The organism is Leucobacter sp. 7(1), assembly GCF_900163635.1.
Classification (GTDB): Bacteria; Actinomycetota; Actinomycetes; order Actinomycetales; family Microbacteriaceae; genus Leucobacter.
The window spans coordinates 1-26058 of record NZ_FUID01000023.1; the positions used below are offsets into that span (position 1 = coordinate 1).

At 65.1% G+C, this 26058-nt stretch carries 22 protein-coding genes; 13 read left to right on the forward strand and 9 right to left on the reverse strand.

Annotation, left to right across the window (positions count from 1 at the left end; genetic code table 11):
• Positions 1-51: 51 nt before the first annotated feature.
• Both FM113_RS04955 and FM113_RS17860 read right to left on the reverse strand, forming a co-directional pair.
• The gene (locus FM113_RS04955) at positions 52-528 is read right to left on the reverse strand and encodes a RidA family protein (protein ID WP_087012118.1); all 477 of its coding nucleotides are present in this window, start codon (positions 526-528) and stop codon (positions 52-54) included.
• Positions 529-533: 5 nt separating this feature from the next.
• Entirely contained in the window at positions 534-704 is a 171-nt protein-coding gene (locus FM113_RS17860) for a DUF4177 domain-containing protein (protein ID WP_254908873.1), read from the reverse strand.
• A 110-nt stretch (positions 705-814) separates the two neighbouring features.
• Here FM113_RS17860 and FM113_RS04960 point away from each other — a divergent pair, with 110 nt between their 5' ends.
• From FM113_RS04960 to FM113_RS04970, 3 genes are all read left to right on the forward strand, one after another.
• Complete coding sequence (locus FM113_RS04960) at positions 815-3436, forward strand: transglycosylase domain-containing protein (RefSeq protein WP_254908874.1); 2622 nt, start codon at positions 815-817, stop codon at positions 3434-3436.
• 64 nt (positions 3437-3500) lie between these two features.
• Entirely contained in the window at positions 3501-6128 is a 2628-nt protein-coding gene (locus tag FM113_RS04965) for a transglycosylase domain-containing protein (RefSeq protein ID WP_254908875.1), read from the forward strand.
• 3 nt (positions 6129-6131) lie between these two features.
• Positions 6132-7052, forward strand: coding sequence for a metallophosphoesterase (locus FM113_RS04970; protein WP_087012122.1), 921 nt, complete (start codon positions 6132-6134; stop codon positions 7050-7052).
• Between the two features lie 260 nt (positions 7053-7312).
• Here FM113_RS04970 and pgm read toward each other — a convergent pair whose 3' ends face one another.
• Entirely contained in the window at positions 7313-8953 is a 1641-nt protein-coding gene (pgm, locus tag FM113_RS04975) for a phosphoglucomutase (alpha-D-glucose-1,6-bisphosphate-dependent) (protein WP_087012124.1), read from the reverse strand.
• Positions 8954-9028: 75 nt separating this feature from the next.
• On the opposite strand from pgm, the gene FM113_RS04980 reads away from it, so the two are divergent.
• The gene (locus tag FM113_RS04980) at positions 9029-9820 is read left to right on the forward strand and encodes an HAD-IIA family hydrolase (protein ID WP_087012126.1); all 792 of its coding nucleotides are present in this window, start codon (positions 9029-9031) and stop codon (positions 9818-9820) included.
• A gap of 35 nt (positions 9821-9855) precedes the next feature.
• On the opposite strand, the gene FM113_RS04985 is transcribed toward FM113_RS04980, so the two are convergent.
• A complete protein-coding gene (locus tag FM113_RS04985; protein WP_176387082.1) occupies positions 9856-10863 on the reverse strand; it encodes an Lrp/AsnC family transcriptional regulator in 1008 nt (335 codons plus the stop codon).
• A gap of 164 nt (positions 10864-11027) precedes the next feature.
• Here FM113_RS04985 and FM113_RS04990 point away from each other — a divergent pair, with 164 nt between their 5' ends.
• The 8 genes from FM113_RS04990 (at position 11028) to FM113_RS05025 (ending at position 20545) form a co-directional block, all read left to right on the forward strand.
• Entirely contained in the window at positions 11028-12494 is a 1467-nt protein-coding gene (locus FM113_RS04990) for an amidase (protein WP_217895956.1), read from the forward strand.
• Positions 12491-13570: an ABC transporter ATP-binding protein gene (locus tag FM113_RS04995; protein ID WP_087012130.1), complete on the forward strand. Its 1080-nt coding sequence runs from the start codon at positions 12491-12493 to the stop codon at positions 13568-13570. Before FM113_RS04990 ends, FM113_RS04995 begins: the two co-directional genes overlap by 4 nt.
• Positions 13567-14532: an ABC transporter permease gene (locus tag FM113_RS05000; RefSeq protein ID WP_087012132.1), complete on the forward strand. Its 966-nt coding sequence runs from the start codon at positions 13567-13569 to the stop codon at positions 14530-14532. Before FM113_RS04995 ends, FM113_RS05000 begins: the two co-directional genes overlap by 4 nt.
• Positions 14529-15323: an ABC transporter permease gene (locus tag FM113_RS05005; RefSeq protein ID WP_087012134.1), complete on the forward strand. Its 795-nt coding sequence runs from the start codon at positions 14529-14531 to the stop codon at positions 15321-15323. Before FM113_RS05000 ends, FM113_RS05005 begins: the two co-directional genes overlap by 4 nt.
• A 3-nt stretch (positions 15324-15326) precedes the next feature.
• Positions 15327-16448 (forward strand): PotD/PotF family extracellular solute-binding protein, encoded by a 1122-nt coding sequence (locus FM113_RS05010; protein WP_087012136.1) that lies wholly within the window; start codon positions 15327-15329, stop codon positions 16446-16448.
• 108 nt (positions 16449-16556) lie between these two features.
• Positions 16557-17681, forward strand: a complete 1125-nt coding sequence (locus FM113_RS05015) for a PotD/PotF family extracellular solute-binding protein (protein ID WP_087012139.1) — start codon at positions 16557-16559, stop codon at positions 17679-17681.
• A gap of 105 nt (positions 17682-17786) precedes the next feature.
• Complete coding sequence (locus tag FM113_RS05020; protein ID WP_087012141.1) at positions 17787-18968, forward strand: CaiB/BaiF CoA-transferase family protein; 1182 nt, start codon at positions 17787-17789, stop codon at positions 18966-18968.
• 5 nt (positions 18969-18973) lie between these two features.
• Complete coding sequence (locus FM113_RS05025) at positions 18974-20545, forward strand: carboxyl transferase domain-containing protein (protein WP_087012143.1); 1572 nt, start codon at positions 18974-18976, stop codon at positions 20543-20545.
• Between the two features lie 11 nt (positions 20546-20556).
• On the opposite strand, the gene FM113_RS05030 is transcribed toward FM113_RS05025, so the two are convergent.
• The gene (locus tag FM113_RS05030) at positions 20557-20832 is read right to left on the reverse strand and encodes a hypothetical protein (RefSeq protein ID WP_087012144.1); all 276 of its coding nucleotides are present in this window, start codon (positions 20830-20832) and stop codon (positions 20557-20559) included.
• A gap of 152 nt (positions 20833-20984) precedes the next feature.
• Between FM113_RS05030 and FM113_RS05035 the strand changes: the two genes are divergently transcribed.
• A complete protein-coding gene (locus FM113_RS05035) occupies positions 20985-22055 on the forward strand; it encodes a hypothetical protein (protein WP_087012146.1) in 1071 nt (356 codons plus the stop codon).
• 49 nt (positions 22056-22104) lie between these two features.
• Here FM113_RS05035 and FM113_RS05040 read toward each other — a convergent pair whose 3' ends face one another.
• From FM113_RS05040 to FM113_RS05055, 4 genes are read right to left on the reverse strand one after another with little or no spacing between them, the layout of a single operon-like run.
• Positions 22105-23538, reverse strand: coding sequence for an amidase (locus FM113_RS05040; protein WP_254908876.1), 1434 nt, complete (start codon positions 23536-23538; stop codon positions 22105-22107).
• Positions 23539-23553: 15 nt separating this feature from the next.
• Positions 23554-24351 carry an ABC transporter ATP-binding protein gene (locus FM113_RS05045; protein ID WP_087012148.1) on the reverse strand — a complete coding sequence of 266 codons (798 nt, stop codon included), beginning with the start codon at positions 24349-24351 and terminating at the stop codon, positions 23554-23556.
• A 54-nt stretch (positions 24352-24405) separates the two neighbouring features.
• Complete coding sequence (locus FM113_RS05050; RefSeq protein ID WP_087012150.1) at positions 24406-25248, reverse strand: ABC transporter permease; 843 nt, start codon at positions 25246-25248, stop codon at positions 24406-24408.
• A 1-nt stretch (position 25249) separates the two neighbouring features.
• On the reverse strand, positions 25250-26053 hold the full coding sequence (locus tag FM113_RS05055; RefSeq protein ID WP_254908877.1) for an ABC transporter permease: 804 nt from the start codon (positions 26051-26053) through the stop codon (positions 25250-25252).
• Positions 26054-26058: the final 5 nt, after the last annotated feature.

Here is a 26058-nt window from a genome sequence, read left to right on the forward strand (position 1 = left end):
CGGAGGACAAACCCCGTCAGAACGCGTTCACAACCTCACGGGGAACTACACCTAGTCCTCGATCTTGAAGACGAACTCGATCTCCACGGGGGCATCGAGCGGCAGCACGGCAACGCCAACGGCCGAGCGCACGTGAATGCCGAGGTCACCAAACACGCGGCCGAGGAACATCGACGCCCCATTGGCCACGGCGGGCTGCCCGGTGAACGACGGATCCGACGCCACAAACGCCGTCACCTTGACGACCTGCGCGATACGATCCAGCGAGCCGACCACACCGCGGACCGCGGCGAGAGCGTTCAGCGCGCAGAGCTGTGCGAGTTCCTCAGCGCGCTCCGGGCTTACGAGGCCCTCACCCACACCAACCTTGCCCGTCTCGGGCAGCGTCCCCTCGACGAAGGGCAGCTGCCCAGCCGTGTAGACGTAGTTCCCGTCGCGGAGCGCGGGGACGTAGGCGGCAACTGCCGCGGGTACCTCGGGGACGACAAGTCCGAGTTCGCTCAGGCGATCCTCAATCACAGACGACATATGGGTTAGGCCTTCTTTCGCTTCATGTATGCGACGTTCCCGCCGGCCGGTCCCTCGATGATCTGCACGAGCTCCCAGCCCTGCGCACCCCAGTTGTTCAGGATCTGCGCTTCACTGTGCAGCAGCAGCGGGGTCACGAAGTACTCCCACTGCGCCATATCGGACGTTTCACTCACGTACGGATCTCCCTCGGGATTCAGCCGGATTGGTCCGGTTCGGTCAGGTACGCGACAGATTTTTCCGCACAATACGCGGATTATCAGTAATGTCGCCTACGGTCGATTGTATGACTAGGACGTCTTCCGCGTACGAGCGCGTGCGCTCGGTCAAACCACGGAGCGCCGGCGGGGCCCTCGGCGGGATCCTTGGTGCCGTTGCCATGAGTGCGATCGCCGGTGTGCTTGTCACCGCAGCGGTCACGCCCGTCGTCGCGCTCAGCGGGACGGCAGCGAACTCCGCCATTGAGATTTTCGACAGTCTCCCGAACCACCTGGAACCGGGGCGACTCGCGGAACCCTCCACCCTCTGGGCTACCGCTCCGGACACGACTGTCTACAAGCTCGCGGAGTTCTACGATCAGGATCGCGAGATGGTGGGCTGGGATGAGATTTCCCAGTTCGTGAAGGATGCTGCGGTCGCGGAGGAGGATCCCAGGTTTTACACACACGGCGGCGTCGACATGCTCGCAACTGCGCGTGCGGTGTTGCAGAACGCGGCCGGCAAGGACCTCTCGGGTGCCTCGACGATCACGATGCAGTACGTCCGGAACGTTCTCATTCAGGAGGCCTATGCCATCCCGGATAAGGAGGCCCGCGATGCCGCGTATAAGGACGCGATGCGGCAGGACCTGGATCGCAAGTTGAAAGAGATGAAGCTTGCGATCAGTATCGAGAAGAAGTACCCGAAGGACGAGATCCTGCTCGGCTACCTCAACATCGCCCTGTTTGGCCGCACAATCTACGGCATCGAGTCCGCGGCGCAGTACTACTACAGCACCTCCGCGAAGGATCTCTCACTCGCGCAGGCCGCAAGCATTGTCGCGATCGTAAACAACCCCTCGATCTACCAGATCGATGTCCCCGAAAACATTCCCGCGAATGAGGAACGTCGCAACAAGATCCTCGGCAGCATGCTCGGCCATGGGAAGATCACACAGGCACAGTACGACGAAGCGAAGGCAACCCCCGTCGAACCCGTGATCAAGCCCCGCGTGGCTGGCTGTGTGGTCGCGGAGCAGAACTTCGGCGTAGGCCACTTCTGCGACTACGTGCAGCGATACATCAAGCTGGACCCGAACTTCGGCGAGACTCCCGCGGAGCGGGAGTTCAACTTCAGTCGCGGCGGCTATCAAATTTACACAACGATCGATCTCGATATGCAGGCCGCCGGCAACGAGGCGACCCGCAATAACGTCCCCGCGGTCATGGATGGAATCGACGTCGGATCCGCCTCCAGCAGTGTGCAAGTGGGGACCGGCCGCGTGCTCACGATGGTGCAGAACCGGCCCTTCAGCAACGTCCCCGAGGTACTCGAATCGGACCCCAGGTTCTCCGCGATCAATTACAACACCGACTACGAATATGGCGGATCCGGCGGCTTCCAGGTCGGTTCGACGTTCAAGGCGGTAACGCTCGCAAACTGGATCCAGGATGGTTTCTCCGTGCGCGACATAGTGAACGTCAACAGCCGCACAGTGCAGGAGAACTCTATTCGCGCCTCATGCATGACCGACGGCGTCTACGGCTTCGGTTCGTTCCCGTTCACGAACGATAACGAGGGAACCCGGGGCAACCAGACTGTGCTCACCGCGATTGCCAAGTCTGTCAACGGTGGCCTCGTGTCCATGCAGCAGAAGATGGATCTCTGCGCCACCTTCGAGACCGCGAAGAAGCTCGGCATCCACCGCGCCTCCGACCAGACCAACGAGGACCTGCCCACCTACGGCACTCGCGAACTCTCGATGGTCCCCTCGAACGTCTACGGCGGCATCGACGAGATCGCCCCGATCACCATGGCGGCCGCGTACGGCGCCTTTGCGGGGGACGGCACCGTCTGCACCCCGGTCCCGATCGACCAGATCGTCGGTCCCGACGGCGAGCAGGTACCGTTCACCGGCAGCACCTGCACGCAGGCACTCACCCCTGAGGTCGCTGCCGGAGTGGCCTATTCGCTTGAGTACACCGTCAACAACGGACTCGCGGGCCATGCCCGCTCCGCGTACGGCACCCCGCACCTCGCGAAGACCGGCACCACTGATTTCGTGCGCGACAACTGGACCGTGGGCGCGAGCAGCACGGTCGCCACGGCGACGTGGGTCGGCAACGCCGGTCCTGTGCAGCTGTGGGATGGCACGTGGGACCGCGTATCCACCCAGGGTTTTGGTGGCCTCATGTATGCCGACCAGCAGATCTGGCCTGCGATCATGAACACCGCCGATGGGAAGTATGGCGGTGAAGCTTTCGCGGAGCCTGTCGCGTCCTCGATTCAACAGAAGATGGTGACGGTCCCCGAGGTGAAGGGCAAGTCCTTTGAGGAGGCAGTCAGCATGCTCACGCAGGTCGGTTTCGACGTGGCTGAGGGCGGCGAAATCGACTCTTCGGTGCCACGCGGCCAGATCGCCGCGTCAGATCCGGTCGCGGGTGCGTCCGTTCCCCAGGGCTCCGCGATCACAATCTTCCGCAGCAACGGCGACGCCGCTCCCGTGCCTGCGGGCCTTATTGGAGCGACAGGCAATTCGGCGAAATCCACACTGAATGGTGCAGGATTCCCTTCCGTGGACTTCGTCTGTGAGGACGGGGGCAAGGCGGATCCGAAGAAACACAAGGTGGTTTCTTCGGTACCCGAGAGTGGGAGCGAAGCCCGGCTCAGTGGCACCGTGACGCTGAATCTCGACTGCGGAAAGCGCTAAACGGAAGCTGAACGAAGGCCCGCGCGGCAGTGATTTTCAGCTAGATCGCATACGCTTGGATGTTATGACCCGACAGACCCCCCAGTTCTCGCGCGTGCGCTCGCTGAAGCCGCGCAGCGCGGGTGGAGCCCTCGGAGGCATCCTCGGCGCCGTCGCAATGAGTGCGATCGCCGGCGTGCTTGTCACCGCAGCCGTTACCCCGGTCGTCGCGCTCAGCGGCACCGCCGCGAACTCCGCGATCGAGATTTTCGACAGTCTCCCGAACCACCTCGACCCCGGTCAGCTCGCCGAGCCCTCGACGCTGTGGGCAACCGGATCGGACGGTGTCGACTACAAGCTCGCCGAGTTCTACGACCAGGATCGCGAGACCGTCGCGTGGGATGACATTTCCCAGTTCGTGAAGGACGCCGCGGTCGCGGAGGAGGATCCCCGGTTCTACACGCACGGTGGCGTTGACATGCTCGCCACCGCGCGTGCGGTGTTGCAGAACGCGGCCGGCAAGGACCTCTCGGGGGCCTCAACGATCACGATGCAGTACGTCCGGAACGTCCTGGTCCAGGAGGCATACGCCATCCCCGACGAGGCCGAACGCAAGAAGGCGTACAAGGACGCCATGCGCCAGGACATGGACCGCAAGCTCAAAGAGATGAAGCTTGCGATCAGTATTGAGAAGAAGTACCCGAAGGACGAGATCCTGCTCGGCTACCTCAACATCGCCCTATTTGGCCGCACAATCTACGGCATCGAGTCCGCCGCACAGTACTACTACAGCACCTCCGCGAAGGATCTCTCGCTGGCACAGGCCGCAAGCCTCGTTGCGATCGTGAACAACCCCTCGGTGTACCAGATCGACGTGCCGGAGAACGTGCCCGCGAACGAAGAGCGTCGCAACAAGATTCTTGACAGCATGCTCGGCCACGGCAAGATCACGCAGGCGCAGCACGACGATGCAAAAGCGACCCCGGTGGAGCCTGCCATTAAGCCCCGCGTCGCCGGTTGCGTCGTCGCGGAGCAGAACTTTGGCGTAGGCCACTTCTGCGACTACGTGCAGCGCTACATCAAGCAGGACCCGAACTTCGGCGAGACTCCGCAAGAGCGCGAGTTCAACTTCAGCCGCGGCGGGTACCAGATCCACACCACAATCGATCTCGATATGCAGGCTGCCGGCAACGAGGCGACCCGCAACAACGTCCCCGCGGTCATGGAGGGCATCGACGCCGGATCGGCCTCGAGCAGCGTCGAGGTCGGCACTGGGCGTGTGCTCACGATGGTGCAGAACCGGCCGTTCAGCAACGTCCCCGAAGTACTCGAATCCGACCCCGCGTACTCTGCGATCAACTACAACACGGACTACGAATACGGCGGCTCGGCGGGCTTCCAGGTCGGCTCGACGTTTAAGGCCGTCACACTTGCCGAGTGGATCCGGACCGGCCACTCAGTGCGTGATGTGGTCAACGTCAACAGTCGTACCGTGCAGGAGAACTCGCTGCCTGCCAAGTGCATGACCGATGGCGTCTACGGCTTCGGATCCTTCCCGTTTACGAACGATAACGAGGGAACCAAGGGGAACCAGACCGTGCTCACGGCGATCGCGCGATCAGTCAACGGTGGTCTGATCTCGATGCAGCAGAAGATGGATCTCTGCGACACCTTCGAGACCGCGAAAAAGCTCGGCATCCACCGCGCCTCCGACCAGACCAACGAGGACCTGCCCACCTACGGCACCCGCGAACTCTCGATGGTCCCCTCGAACGTCTACGGCGGCATCGACGAGATCGCCCCGATCACCATGGCGGCCGCCTACGGCGCATTCGCCGGCGACGGCACCGTCTGCACCCCGGTCCCGATCGACCGCATCGAGGACACGAACGGCGAGGAAGTGCCGTTCACAAAGAGCACCTGCTCCGAGGGCCTTGCCCCGGAGGTCGCTGCCGGTGTTGCGTACGCGCTCGAATACACCGTGAACAACGGTCTCGCGAGCCACGCACGCTCGGCCTACGGCACCCCGCACCTCGCGAAGACCGGCACCACCGATGACGTTGTCGACAACTGGACCGTGGGTGCGAGCACCCGCGTCGCGACCGCGACATGGGTGGGCAACGCCGGCCCCGTGCAGAAATGGGACGGCACCTGGGGTCGCGTCTCCACGCAAGGCTTCGGGGGCCTCGACAAAGCCGATACCTATATCTGGCCCGCCATCATGAATACTGCCGACTCGAAGTACGGCGGAGAAGCATTCCCCGAACCCAACACGACCTCGACCCAGGCCACGATGGTGGCCGTACCCGAGGTGAAGGGGAAGACCTTCGAAGAGGCCTCCTCGCTGCTCGCGCAGCAGGGCTTCAACGTCAGCGACGGTGGCGAGATCGACTCCTCGGTCGCCAAGGGACTCATCGCGTCCTCCGACCCGGCATCCGGTTCGTCGATTGCTCAGGGTTCTGGCGTCACGCTGTATCGCAGCAACGGCGAAGCCTCCCCCATCCCGGACGGGCTCGTCGGAGCCACGGGCAACGCGGCCGAGTCCACGCTCAAGGGCGCAGGGTTCTCAAACGTTGACTTCACGTGTGAGGCCGGCGGCAAGGCCGACCCGAAGAAACACAAGGTCGTCTCGGTCAGCCCGGAGAGCGGCACGGAGGCCCGAGTGAGCGGCACCGTCACACTGACTCTCTCCTGCGGGAAAGACAAGGACTGACCTATGGCACGGTGCGGGGCACACCCCGCCGCGATCGCTCTCGGAGCGGCCGCGGCGGGTGTCGCCGTCTGGTCAACCCTGATCGAACGGCGCCTGTTTACGGTGCGCCGGCATACCCTGCCGGTGCTGCCCGAGGGGGCTGCCCCGATCCGGGTCCTGCAGCTCTCCGACCTGCACCTGGCACCGTGGCAGTCGAACAAGATCGATTGGGTGCGCTCGCTGGCCGAGCTGCGACCCGACCTCGTGGTCCTCACGGGCGATCAGATGGGGCACCTCGAGGCACGGCACGCGCTGCTTCACGCGCTGCGCCCCCTGCTGGAGCAGACCCCCACCGTGTTCGTGCACGGCTCGAACGACTACTACGGGCCGAAGTTCAAGAACCCGGTGAAGTACCTGCTCGAACCGAGCCGGCTCAGCACTCGGGTCCCTGATATCGACAACGTCGCACTCACCGCGGGCCTCGAATCCCTCGGGGCGATCAGCCTGAACAACACGGCCACGCGGCTCGAACTGCGCGGCACCACGGTCGAACTGCTGGGCCTCAACGACCCGCATATTCGCTATGACGATGCCGCCGCGATGCGGACGGCGCGGGCCGCGCTCGGGGACACCGACCCCGGCCTGCGGTTGGGCGTTGTCCACGCCCCCTATCAGGAGCCGCTCGGCGCGCTGCTGAGCGAGGGCAGCGACGTGATCCTGGCGGGGCACACGCACGGCGGTCAGGTGCGCGTGCCAGGTGTGGGCGCGCTCACGTCAAACTGCGATCTGCCGACCGGGCAGGCCCGCGGCCTCAGCGTCTGGTACGACGCACACCGCTCTGCGTTCCTCAACGTGAGCGCGGGCCTCGGCAACTCGATCTACGCGCCTGTGCGCTTCGCCTGCCGACCCGAGGCGTCCCTGCTCACCCTCGAGTCGCCCCGATAGCTCAGGCGAACTGGCTCCGGCAAGCCCCTTCGGCTCGGGTGGCCGGGGTTGACCCGGGAGAGTCCGGACTGTCTCGGTCTCCCCAGCGCTCAGCCGCCCCGCTCGCCGCCGCACAACCGGCAGGAGATTCACGAACTCGCAGGAGATTTTCGCCCGAATACGCGCAACTCGCGTGAATCTCCGTGGCGTTCGTGACTCGGCGGGGCCGCCCGGTGTGCGCCTGAGCAGGCTTCCAGATACGAGCCCCGCGAGCCGCGAGCCTAACCGAGCACGCGGGCGACGAGCGCCTGCGCGGCCTCCTGCACGAGAATGAGATGCTCGGCGCCGCGGAAGGACTCCGCGTAGATCTTCATCACGTCTTCGGTGCCCGAGGGGCGGGCAGCAAACCAGGCGTGATCGGTCTGCACCTTGAGCCCGCCGATGGCCGCGTCGTTGCCGGGCGCGCGGGTCAGGATCGCGGTGATCGGGTCCCCGGCAAGCTCGGTATCGGTGACGTCCTCCGGAGCGAGGGCCCCCAGGCGGGCCTTTTGTGCGGGAGTGGCTGGCGCGTCGATGCGAGCGTAGCTCGGCTCCCCGAAGCGGGCGACGAGCTCCCGGTACCGCGCCGCGGGCGATTGCCCGGTCACAGCCTGAATCTCGGCGGCGAGCAGTGCGAGCAGGATCCCGTCCTTGTCGGTGCTCCACGCGCTGCCGTCGAAGCGTTGGAACGAGGCCCCCGCGCTTTCTTCCCCGCCGAACACGACGGTGCCGTCGGCGAGGCCGGGCACGAACCATTTGAAGCCCACGGGAACCTCGAGCAGTTGCCGGCCGTGGGCGGCGACAACCCGATCGATGACCCCGGATGACACGAGCGTCTTCCCGATTCCTGCGGTGACCGGCCAGTCAGGGCGGTGCGTCAGCAGATAGTCGATCGCGACAGCAAGGTAGTGGTTCGGGTTCATCAGCCCGTCGGCGGTGACGATTCCGTGCCTGTCGGCGTCGGCGTCGTTGCCCGTGATCAGGTCGAACTCGCCGCGGAACGCGTCGACGGTGCTCATGACGTGTACGGAGGACGGATCCATTCGAATCTTCCCATCCCAGTCGAGGTGCATGAAGCCCCACTGCGGGTCGACGCCTTCTCCCAGCACTGTGACGTCGAGGCCAAGCCTGTTCCGGATCGCGGCCCAGTAGGCGACGCTCGCGCCGCCTAGCGGGTGGGCGGCGAAGCGGATCCCTGCTTCGCGGATCCCGGCCACATCAATCACTGAGACGAGGTCGTCCACGTAGCTTCCCAGGAAATCGTATGTGGCCGAGGCCATGACCGCCGCACCCGTGGCGCGCGGGATCGTACCGGCGCCCACCGCGAGCAGCTCGTTCGCGCGGGCGGCGATCCAGTTCGTCGCATCCGTATCGGCTGGGCCGCCGTGGGGCGGGTTGTACTTGAAGCCGCCGTCCGCGGGCGGGTTGTGGCTCGGCGTGACGACAATGCCGTCGGCGCGGGCCGAATCATCTCCTGCGAGCCCACGGTTGTGGCGCAGGATCGCGTGGCTCAGCGCCGGGGTCGGGACGAACCAAGCGTCCCCCTCTCCCGCCGCGCGCCGCACGTCGACATCTGCGGCGAGGAGCACCTCGACTGCGGTGCGTTCAGCCGGCGCGGAGAGTGGGTGGGTATCTGCCCCGATGAACAGCGGGCCGTTGATCCCCTGCGCGGCCCGGTACTCGGCGATCGCAGCACTGATCGCGGCGATGTGCGCGTCCGTGAACGCTCCGGTGAGTGCTGACCCGCGGTGCCCCGAAGTGCCGAACACCACCCGCTGGGTGGGATCATCGAGATCCGGCGTCGTTTCCGCGTATGCGCGCAGGAGCCCCGCGACGTCGATCAGGTCTTCAGGCAAAGCGGGAGTACCGGCGCGTTCGTGCATGCTCTCATCCTCCCATGACCGGGTGGGCGCGGCGCAGGCCACCCGCTGTTCATGCCTGCGGAGTACGCTAGGCATATGACCGAGAGTGTGATCCACGCCCGTCGCAACGACATTGAGTGCTGGTTGACCGACATGGACGGTGTGCTTGTCCACGAGAACCGCGCGATCCCGGGGGCCGCCGAGCTCCTGGAGTCGTGGCGCGACACGGAGACCCCGTACCTCGTCCTCACGAACAACTCGATCTTCACGGCGCGGGATCTGAGCGCCCGGTTGAAGAGCTCCGGGATCGATGTACCCGAGGATCGCATCTGGACAAGCGCCCTCGCCACGGCAGCGTTCCTGAAACAGCAGAAGCCTGGTGGTTCAGCGTTCGTGATCGGTGAAGCCGGGATCTTGACCGCGTTGCACGACGCGGGCTATGTGATGACGGAGTCGAACCCCGACTTTGTTGTGGTGGGCGAGACGCGCAACTACTCCTTCGACGCGATCACCAAGGCGATCCGGCTGATTAGCCAGGGGGCTCGCTTCATCTCGACGAACCCGGACGCGACGGGGCCGAGCCCCGAGGGTCCGCTGCCCGCCACGGGCGCGATCAATGCGTTGATCACGAAGGCCACCGGTATGGAACCCTACATCGTGGGCAAGCCGAACCCGATGATGTTCCGCTCGGCGCTCAACAAGATCGGCGCACACTCCCACAACACGGGCATGATCGGCGACCGGATGGACACCGACATTGTCGCGGGCATGGAGGCGGGGCTCCACACGGTGCTCGTGATGACCGGAATTGCGGACCGCAGCGAGATCGAGCGGTTCCCGTTCCGGCCGGACGAGGTGCTCGGCTCAGTGGCAGAGCTGCTGAACTAACCCACATCGACCGGGCCCCACCACCACACTCCAAGCTAGGCGACCACCGCGTTGTCCGCGGTCTGCAGCACAACGTCGCTGCGCTTGTAGTGAGTCAGGATCGGGCTCGCCGTGATGCGCGTCGCCACCGAGGCAAGCCGTTGGTCCAGGCGTCGCAGCGTCTCGTGCAATTCGAGGTGACTTTCCAGCGTGAGGAGTGCGTGCACCGTCCGGGTGCCGGGTGCTTCAGCGGCCCAGCGGGTGCGCCAGTCTTCCGCGAGCAGGGTCGCGACCTCGTCAAGCCGTGAGACGGGGGCTTCGACGGTGAGGCTCGCTTCGAGGGGGAAGCCCAGCAGCGCCGGATCGATCACCGCCCGGATGCTGAGGTAATCAGACTGCTGCAGCTGGAGCACGCGGCGCCGCGCCGTGGGCTTCGCGATGCCGACCTCTGCGGCGATTGCGTCGATGCTCAGGCGGCCGTCGATACTCAACAGCCGAACGATCTCACGGTCGACATGGTCCGGCAGCGAGATTGGTGCTGTTCCGATGTTTCGGGACGCGAAGAGCGCTTGGGCCTCGTTTTCTCCCAATTGCTCCAGTTGCTCGGCCGAGAGAATGTTCGGGTGCCACCCGCGTACCGTGCGCCGATAGCGGCCGAGAAAGGCGAAGGAGTAGTTGGTGATCGGCTGCTCCGCGAGCTCCTGCTCGATAAATGCGGCCCGCGCGTCGCTGCGCAAGTAGCACTCGGACACCACCGCGCTCTGATCGGCGAGCGTCGCTACCCAGAGCGTCTCCGGTCGGCGCGCAAACCAACTGGCCACGCTGGCAAGGTCCGACGGCGCACACTCGAGGCGAGCGAACTGTCCGATTCCGCGGTCCGACAGCGTCGGCTGGGAGAGCGCGCGCACGTGCACGAGCCCCTGCTCCAGAAGCCGCGCTCCGCGCCGCGCCACCGTGCGCTCCTGCATTCCGGTGACCTGGGCGATTTGACGCCAAGATGCGCGCCCGTTTCGGAGCAGTGCGGCGCAGATCTCCCGATCAGCGCTGTCCAGAGGTTCGTGCATAGCCATCCTTCCCTCGTACGGGGAGCCTATCCTGCGTCGGTGTAATTTCTGGACGCTAGCGTTTGGTTGGGTTGACAAAGTAGCCAAAGTTGACGATCATGAATTCCATAATAGGCAAGTCAGGACGCAAACGTTTCTGATTTTGCTCATTCAAGGAGGAATGGGTGACCGATTTGGACATGGACCTGTGCCGCGCCAGTGCGCGCGACCAGCTTGCCGCGATGCGGCGGGGCACGCTCTCAGCCGTCGAGCTGCTCCGCGAGACGCGAAGTCGCTACGACGAGGTGAACCCCCGGATCAATGCGGTGGTCACGACGGACTTCGCTGCGGCGGAACTCGCTGCCGCGAACTCGGACCGTCGGCGCGCGGCCGGACAGGCCCCGCGCCCGCTCGAGGGGCTGCCCGTCGCGGTGAAGGATCTGGAAGAAACTGCCGGAATGCGGACGACCTTTGGGTCGGCGCTGCACGCCGATTTCGTGCCCAGCCAGGACAGCCTGGTGGTCGAGCGGCTCCGTGCCGCGGGCGCTGTCATCTACGGGAAGACCAACACCCCCGAGTTCGGCACCGGATCACACACCTTTAACCGAGTTTTCGGCACCACAACAAACCCGTACGCCCCGGCCCATAGCGCGGGTGGCTCGAGCGGCGGCGCCGCTGCGGCGCTTGCCGCCGGGCTCGCCTCGGTTGCAGACGGCTCAGACATGGGCGGGTCACTCCGGAACCCAGCCTCATTCTGCAACGTCGTCGGGCTGCGCCCGTCCGCGGGACGTGTGCCGAACTGGCCCACGCGGGACGCCTGGGACACGCTCGCCACGAACGGGCCGATGGCACGCACTGTCGGCGACGCGGCACTCCTGCTCTCGGTGCTTTCGCCCGGTACGGAGCGCACCCCGATCAGTTTCCCCGCGCCCACGTCCGCCGAGATCGCACCACTCGACGCACCCCTTCGCGTGGGGTGGAGCCGCACGCTTGACGGCCTCGACATCGCGCCCGCGGTCACTCAGGTACTCGAAGACGCCGGACTGCCAACGTTGCAGGTCCTGGGCCATCACGTCACCGATACGGAGCCGGAGCTCGCCGCCGCAGACAGGGTCTTCCGTGTGATGCGTGGGATCGGCTTCGCCCATAACTACGCCCACCTCCTCGACAGCCACCGCGAAGAGCTGGGTGCCGAGCTCATCGCAAACACCGAGGCAGGCATGCAGTTAGGCCTCGACGACTATCTTGAGGCCCGCGATCAGCGCACGCGGATCTATGGCCGGATGGCCGCGCTCTTTGAACGTATCGATGTGCTTGCGGCACCCGTCGTCACTGTGCTGCCGTTCCCCGCGGAGCAGCGGTGGCCCAGTGAGATCAATGGCGTGCCCCAGCAGGACTACCTCGAGTGGATGCGGGCCAGCTGGCGGATCACGGTCACCGGGTTTACCGCGATCAGCGTGCCGTGCGGGTTCAGCCCGGAAGGGCTGCCCGTCGGAATCCAACTCATCGCCCCACCGCGGCACGAAGCCCGGCTCCTCGCATTGGCCGCACAATTCGAACGCGCGCGCCCAGCCTGGCGCGAGACTCCCCGGATTTTGACGTCACCCACCCCCACACTCTCCCCCCTCGAAGAAACGGAGGCGCTTCGATGAACACCCCTGCTGGCGCGACCCTGTCTGTCCACCAACTCACCAAGGAGTTCACCACCCCCGAGGGGACGAACTTCGTGGCCCTCGACGGGGTCAACCTCGACATCCGGCCCGGCGAATTCTTTGTGCTGCTCGGGCCATCCGGTTGCGGCAAAACCACACTGCTCCGATCCATCGCGGGGCTTGAGCAGCCCACCGAGGGCGAAATCTGGCTTGGTGAGAACCGCATCGATCAGCTTCCGCCCTACCGTCGGCGCGTCAACACGGTGTTCCAGGCGTATGCCCTCTTCCCCCATCTCACCGTGCGCGAGAACATCGCTTTCGGCCTCGAGATGGAGGGGAAGAAAGCGAAGTCGCCAGAAGTTGTGGCGCGTGTGGATGAGATGCTCTCCCTCGTCGGGCTGAGCGAGCACGGTTCCCGCAAGCCATCCCAGCTGTCGGGCGGCCAACAGCAGCGCGTGGCACTCGCCCGCGCACTCGCAAAGCAGCCCGATGTGCTGCTGCTCGACGAACCCCTTTCTGCGCTGGATCTGAAGCTCCGACGCGAGATGCAGACCGAGCTCAAGCGCATCCAGATCGAGTCCGGCATCACCTTCGTGTTTGTCACCCACGACCAGGAAGAGGCCATGAGCATGGGCGACCGAATCGCGGTGTTCAACCGCGGCGCGATCGCGCAGCTTGGCGAGCCCCGAGAACTGTACGCGGAACCCGCGAATCGATTCGTGGCCGAATTTATCGGGGAGATGAACTTCGTCGAGGTGTCCCCCACGGCTGAAGGGCTGCGCACCGCGGCCGGAGCGATTCTCCCGGAGCAGTCGCTCACCGCCCCGCTCACGGGTGCCGAGCCGGTGACCGTCGGGATCCGGCCGGAGCATCTCCGGGTCGCCGCAGGCGGGCCGCTCGCGGGCGAAATCGTGGCGTCCCAATACATCGGCACGGATCTCCGGCTTGGGGTTCGGGTCGGCGGTGCCGCAGACATCTGGGCGCGCGTCGACGCAAACTACGCCGGGCCGAGCCGGATCGGGGATCAGGTCGCTCTGGAGGTTCTTCCGGGAACCGCACGGGTGGTGCGGGCATGAGCGCGCCGACGCACCACACGGTGCCGGTCGACCTCAAGACCGCCGAGCAGTTCCGCAAGACCCAGTGGCGCCGCCCGGGCAGTGGGTCCACGGCGCTCGCGTGGCCGGGGCTCATCCTGGGGATCGTGTTCGTCGCGATCCCCGTGCTGCTCGTGATCGGTTACTCGTTCATGAGTAAGGCCCCCGGCGGCGTCGGAGTTGCCGGGCCGATCTCCTTCGATAGTTGGAGCAAGCTGCTTTTCGAGGAGGATTTCGCGGGGAACCGGAGCTTCAACCCCCAGTACCTCACGATCTTGTGGCGCTCCGTCTGGATGGCCGCGCTCACCACTGTGCTTGCGATGCTGCTCGCAATTCCCACCGCCGTGTGGATCGCGACGCGGCCCGCACGCATGCGGAATGCACTGGTACTCGCGGTCACCATTCCGTTCTGGACCAACACACTGATCCGGACCTACGCCTGGATGATCCTGCTGAATGATCAGGGCCTCATCAACAACGGCATCTCGGCGCTCGGGCTCACCCCGTTGCCACTGTTCCCCAGTCCCTTCGCCACCGTCGTCGGCCTGGTCTACGTGTTCGTTCCGTTCATGATCCTGCCCATTTACACAAGCGCAGCGAAGTTCGACTTCCGTCTTGCCGAGGCCGCCTATGACCTCGGGGCCACCCGGTGGCGCGTGATCACCCGCGTACTGATTCCGAGCCTTCGATCGGGAATGCTCGCGGGCAGCCTGCTCGTGTTCGTGCCCGCGCTCGGCGCCTTCATTCAGCCCATGCTGCTCGGAGGCGCGAAGCTCGACCTGATCGGCACCGTGATCCAACGGCAGTTCAAGGACTCAATGAACTGGCCCTTCGGCGCGGCGATATCCGTCGCCCTCCTGCTTCTCACACTGATCGCACTCCTGGGATTCGCGTTCGCTGCGAAACGGCTCTCGGCCCAGGGCGAGAAAGCGAGCCTGCTATGAAACAGCGCGCGTTCAAGGCGCTCAACGCCTTCCCCGGGTTTGCCGGGATCGGAATCGCCCTGCTGCTCTTCCTGTATCTCCCCCTCATTGTCGTGATCGGGTATTCCTTCAACGCCAACAACATCGTGATGGTGTGGGACGGCTTCAGCCTCGACTGGTACACGCGGGTATTCGAGTCCGAGCCGATCCGGCGCGCGTTCATGAACTCGCTCCTGATCGCCGTGTGGTCCACAGTGCTCGTGCTCATCCTCGCGATTCTCGCCGCGGTGGGGCTTGTGGGCATGAAACGACGAGGTGCCGCGTTTGTGAACGGCCTGCTCTCTGCGCCGTTGATCCTGCCCGAGATCGTGCTCGCGATCGCGATCCTCAGCCTGTTCGCTTTCGTGAAAGTTCCGCTCGGGATCCCCGCCATGATCGTGGGCCACGCGGTTGTCGGTCTACCCTTCGCGCTGATGACGATCCGGTCGCGGCTCTCGGAGGCTGACTGGAGTCAGTTCGAAGCCGCGGCGGATCTCGGCGCGAATGAGCGCCAGATCTTCCGTCGCATCACACTGCCCATGCTGACACCCGCAATCATTTCTGGCGGCATGCTCAGCTTCATCGTGTCGATGGACAACTTCATCATGTCCTTCTTCACTGCCGGTCCCGGCTCAACTACTCTTCCGCTCTACATCTGGGGGTCTCTCCGAGTGGGCCTCACTCCGGAGATCAACGCACTCTCGACAATGATCCTGGCCGTCTCGGTACTGGTCCTGATCCTGTCGCAAGTGGTCACCCGAAAGAAAGGCTGAACCATGAATTCTGTGAAAACCGGGGCCTCGCTGCGCACCACCCTGACGGCAGCCGCCGGGGTCGCGCTCCTCCTCGGGACGAGCGCCTGCAGCGCTTCCTCGGCACCCGCGGATTCCCCATCGGATACGGCCGGAGCTTTCCCGGAGTCCGGATCGGGCGAACTGAACTACTTCAACTTCACCAATCTGATCGATCCCGAGGTGCTTGAGAAGTTCACCGAAGACACCGGCATCACGGTCAACGTCGACACGTTCTCGTCTGCCGAGGAGATGGTCGCGAAGGTAAAAACAGGCTCGGCGACGTACGACGTCATCACCTTGACCGACTTCGTCTCAGAAGACTTAATCGCGAGCGGTGAAGTCATGCAGATCGACGCGACCGCCTGGCCCAACGGCGGGAACATCGAAGACGACGCCCTCGATCCCTACTACGACGAGGGCCGCAAATACACAATCCCGTTTAGCGAGGTGTACAACGGCATCGGCGTGAATACCGCCGAGGTCACCGAACCTGTCACGAGCTGGGCCGACTTCTTCGCTGCCCCTGCCTCCGCCCGCGGCAGCATCGGTATGCACGACGATCAGACCTTCATTATCGATGGAGCACTCCTCGCGACCGGTGGCGAGCCCTGCACGAGCGATGGGGAGGCATACCAACGCGCCTATGACCTGCTCGAATCTTTTAAACCCAACATCAAGATCATCAGCTCCGACGGCACCATCGACCGCCTCGCGGGCGAAGAGACCACGCTGTCGACAATGTGGAACGGATCGTTCACCCGTGCTCAGGCGCAGAACCCCGACCTTGCGTACGTGTTCCCGACCGAGGGCTACCTCTCCGGTGGGAACAGCCTCGCGATCTTGGAAAACGCGCAGAACCCCGACAACGCAAAGATCTTCCTGAACTGGATGCTCGACCCCGCCAACGCGGCACTGAACGCGAACTGGATCAAGTACTACGTGCCGCTCAAAGGCATCGAAGCCGAACTCGACAAGCTCGATGCCGAGGGGGCTGCCGTCATCGTTCCTACAGCCGAGGAGAAAGCTCGCGGCACGGTCCAGGTCCCCTGCTCCGCCGACGTCAAGGAGCAGTACGACAAGCTCTGGACGATGTTCAAGGGCTAACCGCTCGGCGTACTGGGGCCGCAGGGCCCCAGCACGCAACTCCCGTCTTCTCTCACAGTCTGACCCGCAGTATTCCCTCCCTCATGTTTGTCGCACGAAAGGTTTCTCATGTTGTTCTCACACACTCGCGCACCGTTGCGCGTCACCCTCACCGCAGCAGCTGGCATCGCCCTCCTCGTGGGAGCAAGCGCCTGCAGCGCGTCCACGCCCACGGACAGTTCCGGCACATCCACGGACGCCGCCGCGTTTCCCGAGTCCGGATCGGGCGAATTGAACCTCTTCAACTTCACGAACTACATCAACCCTGATGCGCTCACGAAGTTCACCGAGGACACGGGCATCACGGTCAACGTGGACACATTCTCGTCCGCCGAGGAGATGGTCGCAAAGGTGAAGACCGGATCCGCTACGTATGACGTGGTATCGGTGTCCGACTACGTGACCGAGGACCTCATTGCCAGCGGCCAGTTGCTTGAGATTGACGCCACCTCGTTCCCCAATGGGGGCAACATTGCAGAGGCCTTCGTGAATTCCTACTTCGACGAGGGACGCAAGTACACCACCCCGTACGCGGTGGTATACCAGGGGATCGGAGTCAACACTGACGCCGTGTCCGCCCCCGTCACGTCCTGGAAAGACTACTTCTCAGTGCCCGCGGGGTCCGAGGGCAAGATCAATCTGCATGACAGCCAGACCATGGTGATTGACGCGGCGCTGATGGCGACCGGGTCCGAGGCGTGCACCAGCGACGGCGAGGCCTACCAGAAGGCCTTTGACCTGCTCGAACAGTTTAAGCCGGACATCAAAATCATCAGTTCGGACGGCACGATCGACCGTCTCGCGGGCGGTGAGACTGTGCTCTCGACAATGTGGAACGGCTCGTTCGCCCGCGCCCAGGCGCAGAACCCGGCGCTCGAGTATGTGTTCCCCGAAGAGGGATTCATGATGGGTGCCGACAATCTCGCGATCCTCACGAACGCGAAGAACCCGGACAACGCCAAGATCTTCATGAACTGGCTCTTGGAACCAGAGAACGCGGCGCTGAACGCGGACTTCATCAAATACACCTCCCCGATCACCGGCATCGAGGAGTTCCTGGCCGAACCGGGCGAGGGTGACGCCGCCGTCGTCATTGCCGACGCAGCCACGATGGAGCGCGCGCACGACCAGAAGCCGTGCTCCGCCGAGGTCAAAGAACAGTACGACAAGCTCTGGACGATGTTCAAGGGCTAGAGCGTTCGAGGTGGCGGCGGCCCGAGCGCGCCTCGGCGCCACCGCCGCCACGGAGGGGCCGCCCGCCCCCTCCCGACACTGTCACTTTCGATGAGAGGATTCACCATGTCAGAGGGTTCGTTGGATGGTGTGGTCGTGATCGATCTCAGCCGAGCACTCGCAGGCCCGCACGCCGCGCAAATGCTCGGCGACCTCGGTGCTCGCGTCATCAAGATCGAGTCTCCCGGCAGCGGCGACGACACCCGCTCCTGGGGTCCCCCCTTCGTTACCGGAGCCGACGGCCACCCCTACTCCACCTATTTCTTGTCCTGCAACCGCAACAAAGAATCCATCGCACTGGATCTCAAAAGCCCGGACGGACAAGACACGCTCCGCCGGTTGATCGCCCGCGCCGACGTGGTGATCGAGAACTTCCGCACCGGAGTGATGGACCGCCTGGGCTTCAGCACCACGACGCTCGCATCGCTCAACCCTGGCCTCGTGCAGCTCTCCATCACCGGCTTCGGACACGACGGCCCCGAAAAGGATCGCGCCGGCTACGACCAGATCGTGCAGGGCGAAGCCGGGCTCATGTCACTCACTGGCCCCAGCCCCGAGAACCCTCAGCGCGTCGGCACCCCCATCGCAGATCTCCTCGGCGGTATTCACGGCGTGGTCGGCGTGCTCGCCGCGCTCGTGGAACGCGCTCGGACCGGGACCGGGCGTGTGGTCCGCACCTCGCTGCTGTCCTCGATCGTGGGCGTGCACGCCTTCCAAGGCACCCGGACCACCGTCGCGGGTCAGACCCCGCACGCGCAGGGCAACCATCACCCCTCAATCGCCCCATATGGGCTCTTCCCCTGCCGCGACGGGCAGGTGCAAATCAGCGTCGGCAGCGAACGCCTCTGGGCGGCACTGTGCGCCGAGTTCGGCCTCGACCCCGACACCGAGGGACTTGCCACCAACCCCGAACGAGTGGCGAACCATGCCCGCACCCTCGCGTTTGTCACTGCTGCCTTCGCAGACCACGACGCAGCCCCGCTCCTCGCCCGGCTTCGCGCCGCCGGAATCCCCGCCGGGAAAGTGCGCACCCTTCCCGAGGTGTACGCCTGGGATCAGGTCCAGTCCCAGGGGCTGCTCGTCGATGTCGACCATGCAGAGCTCGGCACGATCACTCTCCCTGGACCATCGATCCGGTTTTTCGACATTGATGACACCCACGAAACCGAGCGCTCCCGCACCAGCCACACCGCCCCACCCACCCTGAACCAACACGAGGCCCAGATCCGGGCCTGGCTCGAGGACTGACCACAATGACTACGCCCCCCACTCCAGCACAGCCTGCTCGCCGTCCGCGGCTGTCTGCTCACGAGCTCATCGACATCACTGCCGACCCGGGCAGCTACCTCAGCTGGGACACCGCGCCCGTGGAGCCGGATCTCGGCCCCGCCTATGCGGCAGAACTCGCCGCGGCCGCAGCACAGTCAGGGGTCGACGAGTCCCTCATCACCGGCGAGGCGCGCCTCGACGGGCGCCGCGTGGTATTGATCGCGAGCGAGTTCCGCTTCCTCGCCGGATCGGTCGGAGTCGCTTCCGCCGAGCGGTTTGTGCTCGCGATGGAACGTGCCACCGCCGAGCGACTCCCCGTGCTCGCCGCCGTCGCCTCGGGCGGCACCCGAATGCAGGAGGGGACGGTTGCGTTCGTGGCGATGGTGAAGATCGCCGCCGCGGTTGCCGCGCACCACGCTGAAGGACTGCCCTACCTCACGTATCTCCGTCACCCCTCGACCGGGGGCGCGCTCGCCTCGTTCGGATCGCTCGGCCAGGTCACGGTCGCGGAGCCCGACGCGCTCGTCGGCTTCCTCGGGCCGCGCGTGTACGAGGCACTGTACGGAGAACCGTTCCCCGCCGGGGTGCAATCCGCGGAAAACCTCGCGCAGCACGGCATTATTGACGGCGTCCTCCCGCCGGCAGAACTCCGCGAGGTGATCGTCCGCACCCTCCGGCTCTTGGAACGCCCCACCCACGCAGAACTTGTCGCCCGCGCTGGCAACCCCGGCACCGCGAGCACGGCCCCTCCGGGATCGACCGCCACCTGGCACTCCATCACCCGCACCCGCGACCGCGCACGTCCCGGACTCCGCGAGCTCCTCCGCCACGCCGCAACCGACGTAGTCCCGCTCTCCGGCACTGGCCAGGGCGAGCGTGATCCCGGGCTCTCCCTCTGTCTCGCCAGGTTCGGCGGCATCCCGTGCGTCGTGGTGGGCCAGGACCGCCGGGCCCAACGCTCGCACGCTCCCCTCGGCCCCGGAGCGCTCCGCGCGGCACGCCGCGCAATGCACCTCGCAGAGGAACTGCAGCTCCCACTTGTCACAGTCATCGACACTCCCGGTGCCGCGCTCTCACAAACCGCCGAGGAAGGCGGACTCGCCTCCGAGATCGCCCACTGCCTTGCCGACCTTGTCACCCATCACAGCCCCACGCTGTCGGTTCTGCTGGGAGAGGGCACCGGCGGCGGCGCGCTCGCGCTCCTCCCCGCCGACCGCACTCTCGCAGCGGAGCACGCCTGGCTTTCCCCGCTCCCACCCGAAGGGGCGTCCGCGATCGTCTACCGAGACACCAGCCATGCCCCGGAACTCGCCGAGCAACAGGGCGTCGCCTCCGCGAACCTCCGCGACCACGGAATCGTGGACCGCGTCATCGCCGAGTTTCCCGACGCCGCTGCCGAACCCCGAACGTTTTGCGCCCGCGCTGGCGACGCGATCGCTCAGGAGCTCGCCGCTCTCAGCATCCAACGCCCGGAGTACCGCCGCATCCTGCGGCACGAACGCTACCGGCACCTCGGGCTGGCCCCCCGCACGCCTCCCGCGGACGTCGAGAGGTGAGCCGGCCCCGGTCAGAACTCCGGCAGCTCTGTCAGCGTCGCAGCCCCGGCAGCGCTGCCACGAGCGCGCACGTACTTGGGTGAGGCCTGCACCACGTCAACGGATGACCTTGCGGCACCGTCACCAACAAACGCAGCACCCTTCTGGGATTCAAGCCACACGATGAGTGCGTGCTTGCCCATCTCACCTGAGGCGTTCGAGGCGGTATCGCGCCACTGCACCTGACTGATTGTTTGCTCGCTCTTCGGGGTGCTCCCGTAACGGACATGGGTGATTTCGATACTCATCACAGATACTCTCGTCTCGGCTACGTGCCCGGATCCGGGCGTCGTGATGAGTATCCCCGGGACCACCGACAAACTCGGCGAAACCAGCTGAGTTAGGCTCAATACCCGGCGAGTCGCGCCATTCGACGACTCTGCGATCCCCGGAGGTATCGATGCCCACTGCGAACGAAATGCTGAGCGAGGCAGACTTCGCGACCCTGATCCGTATCGTGACAGAGTCGACGGTGGTGAAGGCCGCACCCGAGATGCTGCGCACGCAGGGCACGCTTGCGCCCCTCGGGATCCACGGCAGGATCGACGCTATCGCGAACGCGCTCCTCGCTGACGCCGGCGCACGCTTCGACGATCTGTGCGCAGCGCTGCTCGTCGTACCCGAGTTCACGGGGTGGGCGACGCTCGCGGTGAGTGAGGCCGCGGCTCGGCGCAGCGACGGCGATCTGGATTTGGCGCTGGACCAGGTACGCCAGCTCACCCCGCTCATGACGAGCGAGTTTGCTGCCCGGACAATTCTGCTCAATCACCGCGACGCCGCGCTCCCGACAATCGTGGGATGGGCACACGACCCGGACGAGCATGTACGGCGGCTCGCTTCGGAATGCACGCGCCCACGTCTCCCGTGGGGCGCTCGCATGGATGAATTTGCCGCCGATGATGCGCCCACTCGACAGATGCTTGATCACCTCCATGACGACGAATCCGCGTACGTGCGCCGGTCAGTGGCAAACCATGTCAACGATGTGAGTCGTTTGAACCCGGAGCGCGCGATCGCCCAGACACGCTCCTGGGATGTTAGCCCTGCCGCTGCCCAGAGCGTTCGGCACGCACTCCGCACGCTGATCAAGCAGGGCCACCCCGACGCTTTGCGCTTGATCGGTGTCGACAGCGAGCGACGAATCTCGGTGACCGGACCTCTCGTGCAGCGCACCGCAATCGCGCTGGGGGAATCGCTCACCTTTGACTTTGAAATCCGCAACGATGAACCGGACACCACACGTGTGGTGGTCGACTACATCGTTCACTTTGCCAAGGCAAATGGGAGCACGCTGCCGAAAACGTTCAAACTTGCGGCGCGGACCCTTGCCCCTGGGGAGCGCTGGCATTGCACGCGCACCCATCCGATCGTTCCCATCAGCACCCGGAGGTACTACACCGGGCCGCACCAGATCCAGCTCCAGGTGAACGGACGGCTCGGAGACCTCACGGAGTTCACCCTCACTGTGTAAGCGGAGACATGCTCGGACTTGGCTCCGCTCGATCACCACCCAACGAATATCACCTCTGCACGGGTTCGATCGCCCCGAGCCGCGGAGGGACCCGAGCCCACCGCGTGCGCTGCTCGTAGGCGTAGGCGGCACGCAGGAGAAGCGCATCCCCTCCGTGCGGGGCGACCAACTGCACGCCGACCGGCAGCCCCGATCGGGAGAACCCTGCGGGGAGGGAGAGTGCGGGAACGCCCATCGCCGAGACGACACACACGGATCGCATCCAATCGAGGTAGTCTCCCATCGTCTGATCCGCCACCCGGGTGGGCCAGTTCTCCTCCGCCGGGAACGGGAGCGTCTGCGCGGTCGGCGTCAGCCACAGGTCAAAGCGTTCGAAGTACTCCCTGGTGCGTGCTTCGAGCCGAGTCCGGGCACGTGTGAGCTCGTGAATCTCTGCCCGCGTTTGACTGGTCCCCAGGGCGACGTTCTCCCGCACCTCGGGTTTCACCTGATCCGGGTGTGCACGAACCAGCTCCCCCCACCCGAATTCGTAGTCGAACGCCCGCGTCTGGCGGAAGACCGCATCCGCTTCCGACAGATCCGGAGCAGCCTCTTCCACTACCGCCCCAGCCTCCGCGAACACCGCGAGCGCCTGTCGTGCAACCCGCACCACTTCCGGCTCGACCGGGATCCCGAGCCCGAGATCGGGGGCCCACCCGATCCGCAGCCCCGCCACACCACCAGCGAGTCCGACACGGAAGTCGCGGCCTGACTCCGGAATGGAGGTCGGCACGCGTGGGTCCGGCCCGGAGAGCACCGTCATCATGAGGGCCAGATCCGTGACCTCGCGCGCCAGTGGTCCAGTGCGGCCTAGCCACATCCACGAATTCGCCCCGGGACTCGGAATCCGCCCTAGCGAGGGTCGGAGCCCCAGGAGATTACAGAACGCGGCGGGGATCCGGAGCGAGCCGCCCATGTCGGATCCGTCGCCAACAGCCTGAATCCCCGCTGCGATGGCCGCTGCGGCACCGCCGCTCGAGCCACCCGCGCTGCGCGAGGGGTCGTAAGGGTTGACCGTCGTTCCGAACAGCGAGTTGTAGGTGTGCGCGCCGGCTGCGAACTCGGGGACATTGCTTTTTCCCGTGAGTACCGCCCCGGCCGCACGCATCCGCCCCACAATCAGACTGTCCTCGGCGGGGACGACGTCTTGCAGTAGGGGCGAGCCCCAAGTGTTCGGCATCCCCGCGGTCTCGTTTGTGTCCTTGTTTGTGAGCGGAATCCCGTGCAGTAGCCCGAGTTCGCCGCCGGCGGCCTGTCGCTCGTCGGCTGCGAGCGCCTGCGCCCACGCAGAATCGCGGTCTTGAAAGATCACGGCGTTGAGCGTGGGGTTCACCTCGTCGATCCGATTCCAGTGCGCTTCGAGCGCCTCGCGTGCTGAGAGTTCACCCGCTCGGATCATGCGGGTCAATTCGGTTGCGGAGAGCCAGTTCAGTTCGACGGTCACGGTGCTCCTGGGTTTCTACGCGGTGGCCGGTGCCGCAGGGATGGCACCGGCACGGATCAATTCAAAAATCTCGGTGCGCAGCTCGGTGAATTCCGGTAGCGCGCGCGTCGTGATTTGGTCGCGCGGTGTGGGCAATGTCACGTCGATGCTGCGGGTGACCACCGCCGGTCTGTGCCCCAACACCACGACCCGATCAGATAGGTAGACGGCCTCGTCAATATCGTGGGTCACGAGCACAATCGTCATCCCGAATTCGTCCCGGATCTTTAGACACAGATCTTCGAGTTCGAATCGGGTCTGTGCGTCCACTGAGGCGAACGGTTCGTCCATCACGAGCACTTCGGGTCGGTACGCGAGGGCACGCGCGATCGCGACACGCTGCTGCATGCCCCCGGACAGCTGCCAGGGGAACCGATCGGCGGCCTGACTCAGGCCCACTGAGGCCAGCGCTGTGCGGACTCGCGTGTCTGCCTCAATCGCGGGAAGCCGCAGGTGGTGCAGCGGTAGGCGAACGTTCTTCTCGACGGTGAGCCAGGGCATCAGCGACCGCGTGTACTCCTGGAATACAAGCGCCATCTCTTCCGGTGGCCCTTCGATTGGCTTCCCGTGGATCTCCGCGGTCCCAGAGGTGATGCTCTGCAGGCCGGTCAAACACTTCAGCAGGGTGGTCTTTCCAATCCCAGAGGGGCCGACGATCGCGACGATCTCTCCGGCGTCGACGGAAAACGTGAGATCGGCGATGATCTGCACGTTGGATCCGGCAACGCTGTACGACTTTGACAGTTGCTCGACGACGAGCTGGGGGTGGGACATGGTGTTCTCCGATTTCACTACGGTCAGCGTGCAGAGGGGTGGTCGGCGGCCGCGCTAGTCCGCGGCGGCGGCTTTCTGGGAGCCGAGGTACCAGGCGAGGGCGCGCCGCCGCACAAGGGTGAAGCAGAGATTTGCAAGGAATCCGAGGATGCCGAGTAGCAGAATCCCGGCCCACATGCCGCGCACATCGAAGCTCTTTTGTGCAAGGAGTGTCAGCGCGCCGATCCCGCGCGCCGCCCCGAGCATCTCGCTCGTGATCATCACGATGAACGCCACTTGCAGGCTCACCAGCGCTCCGGCGAAGATCTGCGGTGAGGCCGCAGGCAAGTACACTCGGCACAGTCGCTCCCACGGGGTGAGCCGGTACACGCGTGCCGTTTCGAGGAGGAGCGGTTCGGTGCCGCGCACACCGTCGATCGTCGAAATCAAGATCGGGAACAGCGAGGCCAACGCAATCGCGAAGATCCGGACCTCGTTTCCGAACCCCATCGTGGCAACGAAGATGGGGAGCAACGCGACGGCGGGAATTGAACGCACGAACTGCACGATCGGATCGAGGATCCAAAACAGCGGCTGGATGAGGCCCAGCATGACTCCCAGGACGATCCCCACAAGACACGCGATCAGGTAGGCGGCGAGGAAGTTGCCGACGCTCGGGAGCACATCGCTCACGAACTTGTCGAACAGCCACAGCTGCTGGAACTCGCTGACGATGTCGCGCAGCGGGGGAAAGTACGGATTCGTCGATCCGAGTGATCCGAACCACCAGACAACAAGCAGGACGCTCGGGACGCCGATTTCAAGTGCCAAGAGAAGCGGGCGCTGGCTCCGCGCCTGCTTAACCCGAGCCTGGGTCCGAATCACAGTGGTTGAGGGGGCGAGCTCGCTGCGTGCCATCTCAGCTCTCCTTTCGGTACGAACTGTGCCAGTGCAACAGCCGGCGCTCGCCTCGGGCGGACACTGCCTGAACCAGCAGCCCCATTACGCCAAGCACCAGCACATAGGCAAAGATGTCTTCGTTACGCCCGGCGATCTGGGCGACAGTGAGGGAATTGCCGAGGCCGGGGGCCCCGCCCAGCATTCCCGCGACCACCGCCATGATCAGGGTGACCGGGGCCGCGACGCGCATCGCAGTCCCAATGTACGGTGAGGCCCCGGGAAGGATGACGCGCGCCAGTATTTCGCCACGCTGTAGCCCGAACGAGCGCGCCGTATTGATCATGACCGGGTCCACCGATTCCACACCGGCGGCTGTTTGCGCGGCGATCGGGAGCATCACACCAAAGATCACCAGAAACACCCCCATCTCTGCGGTGGGCCCGAGGACCAGCATGGCGAGCGGCAGAATCACGATCGCAGGAATGGGCCGGAGGAATTCGAGGATGACTCGAGTGGCGGCGTGTGCCACCCGAGACGTGCCTACGAGGACGCCGAGGGCAATACCCACGACCGCTGCGAGAATCCACCCCAGCAGGGCGATCCCGAGAGTGGTTCCGGCCTCTGCCCAGAACGACCCTTGGCTGAGGAGCATTCCGAGTGCCTGTGCCACAACCGGGACACCCGGCAGGGCGGATGCCGAGTCGATCTGCACGGCTCCCCACTGCCAGGCGGCGAGCAGGAGGACGATTCCGAGTACCCCGAGCAGCGCCGGGACGAGCACGCGTGTTCTCCCGCGCGCGACCTCTTGAGTGGGTGCCGACATGGCCA